Annotated in this window: 11 protein-coding genes; 9 read left to right on the top strand and 2 right to left on the bottom strand. The window is 32.8% G+C overall.

The features are described from left to right. Positions 1–211 precede the first annotated feature (211 nt). From BMW53_RS20170 to BMW53_RS20130, 8 genes are all read left to right on the top strand, one after another. Complete coding sequence (locus BMW53_RS20170; RefSeq protein ID WP_051568049.1) at positions 212–709, top strand: hypothetical protein; 498 nt, start codon at positions 212–214, stop codon at positions 707–709. A 9-nt stretch (positions 710–718) separates the two neighbouring features. Then, positions 719–1,135: a hypothetical protein gene (locus BMW53_RS20165; RefSeq protein ID WP_038562373.1), complete on the top strand. Its 417-nt coding sequence runs from the start codon at positions 719–721 to the stop codon at positions 1,133–1,135. A 172-nt stretch (positions 1,136–1,307) separates the two neighbouring features. Continuing rightward, positions 1,308–1,751, top strand: a complete 444-nt coding sequence (locus BMW53_RS20160) for a peptidase associated/transthyretin-like domain-containing protein (protein ID WP_139178292.1) — start codon at positions 1,308–1,310, stop codon at positions 1,749–1,751. Positions 1,752–2,390: 639 nt separating this feature from the next. Then, positions 2,391–3,623, top strand: a complete 1,233-nt coding sequence (locus BMW53_RS20150; protein ID WP_074781155.1) for a hypothetical protein — start codon at positions 2,391–2,393, stop codon at positions 3,621–3,623. Between the two features lie 167 nt (positions 3,624–3,790). After that, positions 3,791–4,114: a hypothetical protein gene (locus tag BMW53_RS20145; RefSeq protein WP_038562361.1), complete on the top strand. Its 324-nt coding sequence runs from the start codon at positions 3,791–3,793 to the stop codon at positions 4,112–4,114. Further along, positions 4,092–4,592, top strand: coding sequence for a hypothetical protein (locus BMW53_RS20140; protein WP_038562358.1), 501 nt, complete (start codon positions 4,092–4,094; stop codon positions 4,590–4,592). Before BMW53_RS20145 ends, BMW53_RS20140 begins: the two co-directional genes overlap by 23 nt. Before the next feature lie 395 nt (positions 4,593–4,987). Continuing rightward, a complete protein-coding gene (locus BMW53_RS20135; protein ID WP_038562355.1) occupies positions 4,988–5,248 on the top strand; it encodes a hypothetical protein in 261 nt (86 codons plus the stop codon). A gap of 171 nt (positions 5,249–5,419) precedes the next feature. Further along, positions 5,420–5,722, top strand: coding sequence for a hypothetical protein (locus tag BMW53_RS20130; RefSeq protein WP_038562351.1), 303 nt, complete (start codon positions 5,420–5,422; stop codon positions 5,720–5,722). Between the two features lie 3 nt (positions 5,723–5,725). On the opposite strand, the gene BMW53_RS20125 is transcribed toward BMW53_RS20130, so the two are convergent. Next, complete coding sequence (locus tag BMW53_RS20125) at positions 5,726–5,941, bottom strand: type II toxin-antitoxin system RelB family anti-toxin (protein WP_038562348.1); 216 nt, start codon at positions 5,939–5,941, stop codon at positions 5,726–5,728. Positions 5,942–6,106: 165 nt separating this feature from the next. On the opposite strand from BMW53_RS20125, the gene BMW53_RS20120 reads away from it, so the two are divergent. Next, positions 6,107–7,138: a hypothetical protein gene (locus BMW53_RS20120; RefSeq protein WP_074781153.1), complete on the top strand. Its 1,032-nt coding sequence runs from the start codon at positions 6,107–6,109 to the stop codon at positions 7,136–7,138. 358 nt (positions 7,139–7,496) lie between these two features. Here the strand turns inward: BMW53_RS20120 and BMW53_RS20115 are convergent, their stop codons facing one another. After that, positions 7,497–8,360 (bottom strand): ParB/RepB/Spo0J family partition protein, encoded by an 864-nt coding sequence (locus tag BMW53_RS20115; RefSeq protein WP_038562342.1) that lies wholly within the window; start codon positions 8,358–8,360, stop codon positions 7,497–7,499. Between the last annotated feature and the right edge of the window lie 73 nt (positions 8,361–8,433).

The raw sequence follows: 8,433 nt of genomic DNA, 5'->3' as shown, positions 1-8,433 counted from the left end.
TATTTCAATGAATGATAATGGCAGAAAAGAGTGGAGAAAATAGAAAAGATAAAACCCAGCTACTAACAAATTGTAAATTGCATTGCGGGGTTCGTGCGGTGTCGTTCGCTGGATTCTCGCAACATCGTTCCGTCCTGCCGGACAGGAACGAGCTCCGAAATCCGCAACGACAACTTACAAGTGACCGTTGTGCTTCATTAAAAAAGAGACCATGAACTGGAATCAATTAAAAAATAAGATTTATCTATGGGACGGAGGTTGGTTGGACATTTATGTTCATGATATTTCACGAGAAGACTGGGAAGCGTGGGTTAGGTATGTAAATCAAAATTTTAGAATTGAGTGGTATAATGGGAAAGCAGAAAAAGATGAAAACAAAATTGATATTAACGTGATTCGGGAATTTTGGGATGGCAATCATGATTTAACTTCAACTGCGAAAGTATATATTGATAATATTCAGGTTAATGCTCACTTTTTTGACGATACAGAATTAGAAAACGATATTGACCCTAGAGAATTTAAAAACATTGAAGACCATAACAAGCTAATTGAGTATCTGAAAGAACTCTCACTAAGATTAGAAAAAGAAGTGACTGTAACACCAGAAAATTGCCCTGAAATTGTTCTGATGAAAGTTAACGGTGAATCAATTGAAATAAGGACTGACAGTGACCCAGAAAAATGGCCTTTAAGAATTAAGAAATAGTAAAACGAAATGCAAAAAGAATTATGGAGAAATAGGTGGTTAAGCTGTATTAATGAATTGACTTCATTGGAACTCCAAAGAAAATCTTGGCTTGACAAATCCAATACAAATCCTCACTGGTCATTCGTAGAATTTATGTGCAGCTACTTTGACGATTTAGTAATTGATAATAATTATAAAGACTTATTGAATGAAGGATGGATTTCCAAAAGAGAATTTGAAATAATCCAATCATGGCATGGATTGCTAGATAAATATGATTCTCCAAATAATGAAGACCATGATGTGGAAGCAATTCTGGCAGATAAAAAATGGCAACGGATTGTTGAAGAAGGGAAAAAGGCGAAAAGTGAATTGTCAAGACTGTTGAGTAAAGATGAAAATCAAATTTTGAACGAGAAAATTGATTATACTAAATACATGTAAAATAATAACGAAAGCACAACAATATGTATAGTGCATAAGGGTTTTAGAGGTTTTCGAGCGGTTTCACCCGCATCAATTTTGGGTGGTAACTTGATAAGTTTGAAGCACGCAATCCCTTACGACACCATACATTGAACGTTAACAGCAAGGTAAAATTCGTGCACATAAGAAAATGAAAATATATACAATCATCGCATTATTGCTTTTAATTTTCAACCAAAACCTGAATGGACAAAATCGAATGATTCATGGACGGATAATCACAGAAGACCTTGAAGAACTTCCTGGTGTTTGGATTCAAAACCGTGATACTTTATTGATAGGAAAAACTGATTTAAACGGTTATTTCAAGATAGAAATCCCTCCAGAGACAAATAAGTTGCTTTTAAGTTTTATTGGCATGGAGTGGACAATCATAAATTTAAAACAGAACTGTGACATAATAGAAGTTGTAATGATGTACGATGTAATTTATGACTTTATGGCCTCTAGAAAAGTGAACCGACTGAGATTAAAACGTTTTAAGGAATTACCGAAACTTCACAGAGCTGCATACGAAAACGGTATCTTCTTGACAGAAGAACAATGTTATGTACAGGACTTCAATTTGAATTAATCATAGCAAATAAAATTGGAAAGACCTTTAACGAATGAGGAGTAAAATAAAAAATTCAATACTAATTATGAGATTTGGGCTCATTGTAATAGCTGCAATCTTTATGATGCCTTTTTTATTAGAGCGCAATTTCAATTGGCAAACAATAAGTATATGCTCACTCTTATTTATCTTACTTATTTTCAACTTCACAAAATTACTTGGTCTAAAAGAACTATATCTTCATAAACACAAATTGATAATAACACATTTATTCAAGTTTAAAACTGAGACACATTTAATTCAAAATATAGATAGTATTTCAAAAAATACAGTTATTAAAGAATCTGGCAATGGCCCAAATATTATTGATTTTCCAAGTTTTGAAATACGAATAAAAATCAGAGATGAGAAAAGTTATAAATTCAATTCAAGAGAGAATTTGAACTTAAAGGAGATATATGATAAATTAAAAAATATTAAACCCAGCTGTTAACATTTTATATATTGCATAGCGGTTTCTTTGGTATGCGTAGCTCGGATTCCCGCCTGATTGTCCTCGTCCTCACGGACAGACAATCACCCGCAATCCGCTACGACAACATATAATTTACCGTTAGCATTAATATTGAAAGACCAAACTGCAAATAATAAATTGATATGTATAACTCAACTATAAAAACCTTTAGTGAAGTTGAAAGCTTTAGCGCAATTGAGCAGTGGAAAGAGCAAATAAAGAAGAAAATTGAAAGCGAAACTAAAGAGTATATTCTTGGAGTTGAGGAAGAGGATTATATTAATTTTCTCATTGAGGACTTTAAGGTTACTCCTTTAGTTATTTATGAAGAGAGCGAGCAAATTGACCAGCCAAAAACGAAAAAGGAAACAATGACTGGTCGCTTTAGGGATTATGAGTATGAACAAGATGTCTATATTTTTACAGTTCGATATACCTTTTCAGGGTCAATTGTACTTTTCAAAATAAGACCTAGCACTTGGGCTTGGACAAGCTATGATATATCTGTTAACGAACATAGTAATACAGTTTCTTTTTCATTTAAACTTTACGACCAAGACGCAGAGAAATTCAAAGCAGAGAAATCAAGAGCCTTTAGCGCGGCTTTTACAAATGTTGTAAATGTGAATAATTTCGCTAAAGAGTGGAATAACAGTGTTGAGGGAATAGTAAGAGTAGAATTCAAAAGAGTAAAAGAAAGATTTTTAAAAGAGAACGATTTTTTTGCTGCAATCAATATCTCAACTAACAAAAATACAGATTCGATATTTTCTGTACCTACAGTCAAAAAAGTAGATATTCCACAACCAAAACTTGACAAGAATAGAGAATTTGCCTCTGTTCCAACAATGTCTCAAAACATGTATTCAGGTATCCTTAAAGTTGTATATGATGCCGGGAAAAGTATGGAAAAGAAACCAGCTTTGTATAAAAACAAAGACGAAGAAGGTTTAAGAGACCAATTCCTATTTATTCTTGAAACAAGATATGAAGGTGTAACCGCAACTGGTGAGACGTTTAACAAAAATGGAAAAACTGATATTATATTAAAATACTCAGCTGACAACTCAAATCTATTCGTTGCTGAATGTAAATTTTGGAAAGGTACAACTGAATTTCACCAGGCAATAAATCAACTTTTTGACCGATATTTAACTTGGCGCGATTCAAAGGTTGCTTTATTGTTTTTTGTTCAAAATAAAGACTTTTCAAAAGTCTTAGAAACAGTTAAAGAGGAAGCAAAGAAACATCCTTATTACAGAAAAGTTAATAATCACAAAGGGGAATCTTCTTTTGGATATATATACAGATTACCGAATGATGAAGATAAAGAAGTTTTTCTAGAGATAATATTATTTCACTTTGACCAAAAATAAAAATACTAATGCTAACACGTGGTATAAGGCATGGCTGGGTTTGTACGGATTCGACAAGTCGAATCTCGTCCCAACCTCAGTTTCGGTCGGACTGGTCAGACTCTCGTCTGACCGCCACGACCTCATACCACCACCGTTATGCCCAATGTTAAAAAGACCGAAGAACTTTGAAAGAAAGAATTAAATACATAGGAATAACCCTGCTTTTCTTAATAATTGCAAGTGTTGCAATTAAATACTTCATCGACAAAAATCGCCTTGAGAAAAACTTTGATATTACAACTGGACTTGTCTATGATTATGAAGTATTAGCTCGTTCAGGAAATGCAGTTTATTATGAGTATCGCGTAGACTCCATTAAATATATTGGCGAGATTGTCATTTATGAAAATCCTAAAAAGTTTCTAAATCATAGATTCAAAGTAAAATATGAGCCAAGCAGACCTAAAAATTCTGAGATATTATTAGATGAGATTATCGGGGAAAAATAATAAGATACATAAAGACGAAGTTGACTGGCTAATTTCAGTTTACAAAACATCAGATGATGAAGAACTGGAAAATGAATCATTCGAAAAACTTGTAAACTATGGTTTTGACACTAATAAAATTGAGGAAAGATTTAAAAAAATAAAAACAGAAAAAGACGAATTAAACGCATTTAAAAAAGCATGGGAAAAACAGGAGGAAAGAAATCAATTTGAAAAATATACACTCGTTGAGAAAATTAAAATCTTCCTTTTCGGACCTTATGAATTATTCAAATTCTTTGACAGCGGATTAACGGAATTAACGGAATCAAATTATAAGACAAAATTTCGTCAAAGACTGGTTCTCCTAATTACTGGGACAATTTTCTGGATTTTAATTGGAGTTGCAACTTATCAATATTACGAATACAAAAGAATCCAGGACATTGAGAAAGTTGACATTACTAATTGGGAAAACAATAGGATAAAAAATGAATAAAACACAGGGCATAACACGGTACATATTGCAGGGCGGGGTTCGGTGGTACGCCAACTGCGGATTCTTTCAACTTTACATCATATTCTATTACCATCCATTTAAGATCGCTTCGTCCATCTAAATCTTCCACTAAGGACCCCGGTTTTTTGAATGATTGGTTTATGCTACATTTTCAATTTGCTTGAGCTTGAGCTGAAATCTTCATTCTGAGCATTAACATACTCCTTATTTTTGCATCATTCTCCTAGGGATAGGATGATACACCAGTTACTAGAGAAAATGTGTTTTTCGCCAACACCTCAACACTCTGAGAGGATGTCTTAAATTTATAAATAGTTTCATTAATATTAACTCAGCCACTTCTTTTCAAGAGGTGGCTTTTTTATTTCCTGTATATGAAAGATCAAAAAGCAAGAGCATACATCACCGGGTTATTCAAAATCGTTGGAACAGACAGTGTTTTAGTGGTTCTGTATACAGGCCATGTAAAAAGGGTGCATTGCCCTTTTACAGTGATTGCAAAAGTGGATGTTCCACCTTTGGTAGAAGGTAAAGAATACATTGTTCATGCTGTAAAAATGACCCTCCATCTTCAAGATGTATTCATCATTGATGGAAAGGCATATTTGGTGTGGTATTTTGCCGTGAAGGTTTGATCAAATGAGCAAAGGCTAGTCCAACCCCAGACTCTCATCATCTCTATTTAGTTCCCAACACCAACAAATTAACCATTTTCTCAATTCGATGGTAGGATTTATACCATCGCAGAGAAAGTGGCTAAAATCTATTCATTGAAGAATAATTATCAAATTTTAATTCCCGGAATTATGAAGAAACAACAACTAATAAATCATTTGATTCAAGAACAGATAAGGAATCAGATACTAATATTAGCATTGGAAAAACTAGGATTCGACTGCACACAATATACCCTAAATATCAGCGAGGAAATTCTTACACTTTTGGGGTTTAAAGCAAAACCGGATCGGTTGTATCAACATTATTTTGAGCTTATTGAAAAGGCGGTGGAAGATACTTCATATTACAACATGGATGAAAAACTGACCAAATGGTGTGGGATTATTTTTAACAAGCTACAGGATATTGAAAAGAATGGACTTCCTCCTTAATGGTTAAACATTAACCAAATCCGATAATGTTACTTCCAAAGCTTCACTGATCTTATACAGGGTGGATATTGTTGGATTTGTACGACCAGCTTCCAAGCGAGATAAATTAGCTTTTTCAAAATTGCAGATAGCAGCCAGATTTTGTTGGGAAATCCCCTTGGATTCCCTCAATTCTCTGATTCTGTTACCAATTTTTATTTGAAGCAGGTCAATTTTCATTAGTTATCATTTCTGACAACTAAGATTTTGTTTTATCTTTATTAAGCGGTTATCATATATGATAACTTCGTGATAGCCTTTTAGATTTCCCGATTTGACTATGGTTTCATAATTCATCTTGGAATAATACTTCATATGCAGCGTATAATGACAAAACAATAAAAAATGAAAAATAGATTTATAATTATGTTCCTAATGATTCTAGCCATGAGTAGTTGTAATACAACTCCAAAGAAAACGGATTTGACCCTAATGAACTTAAAAGGTCAAGTTGAATCAGTCTATGAAGTTTCTTATACCGCCGTGGATAAATTTGGGACAATAGAAAGAGGTAATAGAGAAAGAGAGATGACAATTCTAGGATATCCTAAAAAAGATATTTACATCAAATTTAATATTGAAGGAATGAAAACTGAGGAAAGCTATTTCCGAAATACCGGTTACGGATACACTAAAAGTGAACTAAGTTCTAAAATAATCTATCGATATGATTTAAAAGGAAATTTGATTGAAAAACTAGAATATAATTCAAAAGGTAATCTGACAGAAAAGACTATTTCAACATATAGTGAAAGTGGTGATTTAATCAATGAAATTCGTTATAATGCTGATGGTAGAATAAATTCAAAATACAATTATAAATATACTCATAATAAGATATTGAAAAGCAACTTCTACGATGGAAATGGGAATTTAGAAAAAAAGCGAGAATATAAGTATTATGAAAGCGATAAAGTAGTTGAACTCAACTCTTACTATGAAGATGGTGCTTTAGAGCTTAAAAGAGTATCCACCTACGATGAAAACGATAAATTAATCGAAGAAATAAACTATAGTAAAGAAGGTGAAATTTCTGGAATATATACATATAAGTATTTTGATAACGGTAAATTAGCTGAAGAAAATTGGATTTCCTCTAGTGGAAATATTTACAATGGATTTATCTATTCATACGATGACAAAGGTAATTTATCGGAATCACAAAACTATGTACACAGCAAGGATCATCCTCTAGGAATAACGAAATATGAAAATGGAAATATAATTGAAGATAGTGAGATTGTTAATGGTGATATTCGTCGAAAGATTACATATTCCTATGAGTTTGATAAAATTGGCAATTGGATAAAACAAATAAAGTATGAAAATACAATTCCAAAATATGTGATAGAGCGAGAGGTTTATTATTTCAACTAAATCTTTCAATTTGGGTTAAATATATCTTATTGTTAAGTAGTACTTCCAATTTTTGATAGCTTATTATCTAGAGCGATGTAACAGGGGCTACTACAAATCATTTTCATTCTAAACCATATTTCTGCCCCACAACATCTAGCCCAAATCCATCAAACCATCAATGTCTATAATACTTTGGGTGTATGGATTTAGGAATTAGTAAAACTTTTAGAAATATATTTTATGCACTGATACTCTGTAGAAGGATTATGGGGTATGCAAGTGCCGGATACATATTTTGAATAATCTATTGGAGCCAATTTGTGAGCATAAAAAGGGGGCTAGCTAAAGCTAAACCCTTATTAATTTACATACATCATTATTTGCCATAGCTTACTAATTCTTCATACCCACCCAAGGATCTTTTATCTGAAGTCTCATGTGATTGACTTTGCAGCACATAAAATCCAAATTTTCCGATTTGTCTTGAGTTAAAAGCGTCAATCTGCTTTCGGTCTTTCAATGTAACCAATGCTTCAATTTTACCTTTACTGAGACTCTCGATTCCTTCTTCATAAGTCATAAGTGGCTGGATTTCAGGTGTTTTATTTTCTGGAGATATCCTTTGTTGTTTTTTATGCGATTCCTTAATAGTTTTGGATGCCCCAGATATTGAAAGTTCACCTTTAAGCATTTTTTGCTTTACTTTCTCAGAAGCATTTTTTATAACATTATTATACCTCACCGCAGTTGACCTTGAAACTCCTGCAATCTTTGCTATTTCACTATTTGTATCAATTTTTTCATTTACAGGAGCGCTCTTTCCAGCTTTCATGAGATTTTCTTTTGCCCGTCTTTCAATTGTCTCTTTTGATTTGAAGGAGATTGTAAGTTTTTCAACACTTGAAAGATTTCTTCTTTGAAATTGATGTTCAATCATCCACAGCTTGATGTCATCCAAATCCTTAAAATCATTTGAAATTTCTTTCGTTGGAAAATACTTCAGTTTAAGCTCAAGTGCTGCTCTTAATCTCGTATGTCCTTCAATCACCAATTGATGACCACTTGATGTTCTGATGCATAAAATAGGATCATTCATCCCATTCCTTTTAATATCGGCTTTCAGATGTCTGAATAATTTATGTTCCATTTCAGGAAGAAAAGTCTTGAGTTCTTTGATGGTTTTTAACCCTTGGAAACTATCCACGACATTATATTTTTTTGAATATCCGTAAATACTCATAATTTGATTTATTTCATTATCTTTAAGGTAGTTAAAACGATATAGATGAACCTATTTACTTTCACAGCACATT

The organism is Draconibacterium orientale, assembly GCF_900111425.1.
Classification (GTDB): Bacteria; Bacteroidota; Bacteroidia; order Bacteroidales; family Prolixibacteraceae; genus Draconibacterium; species Draconibacterium orientale.
This window is presented reverse-complemented; position numbering and strand designations above follow the sequence as displayed.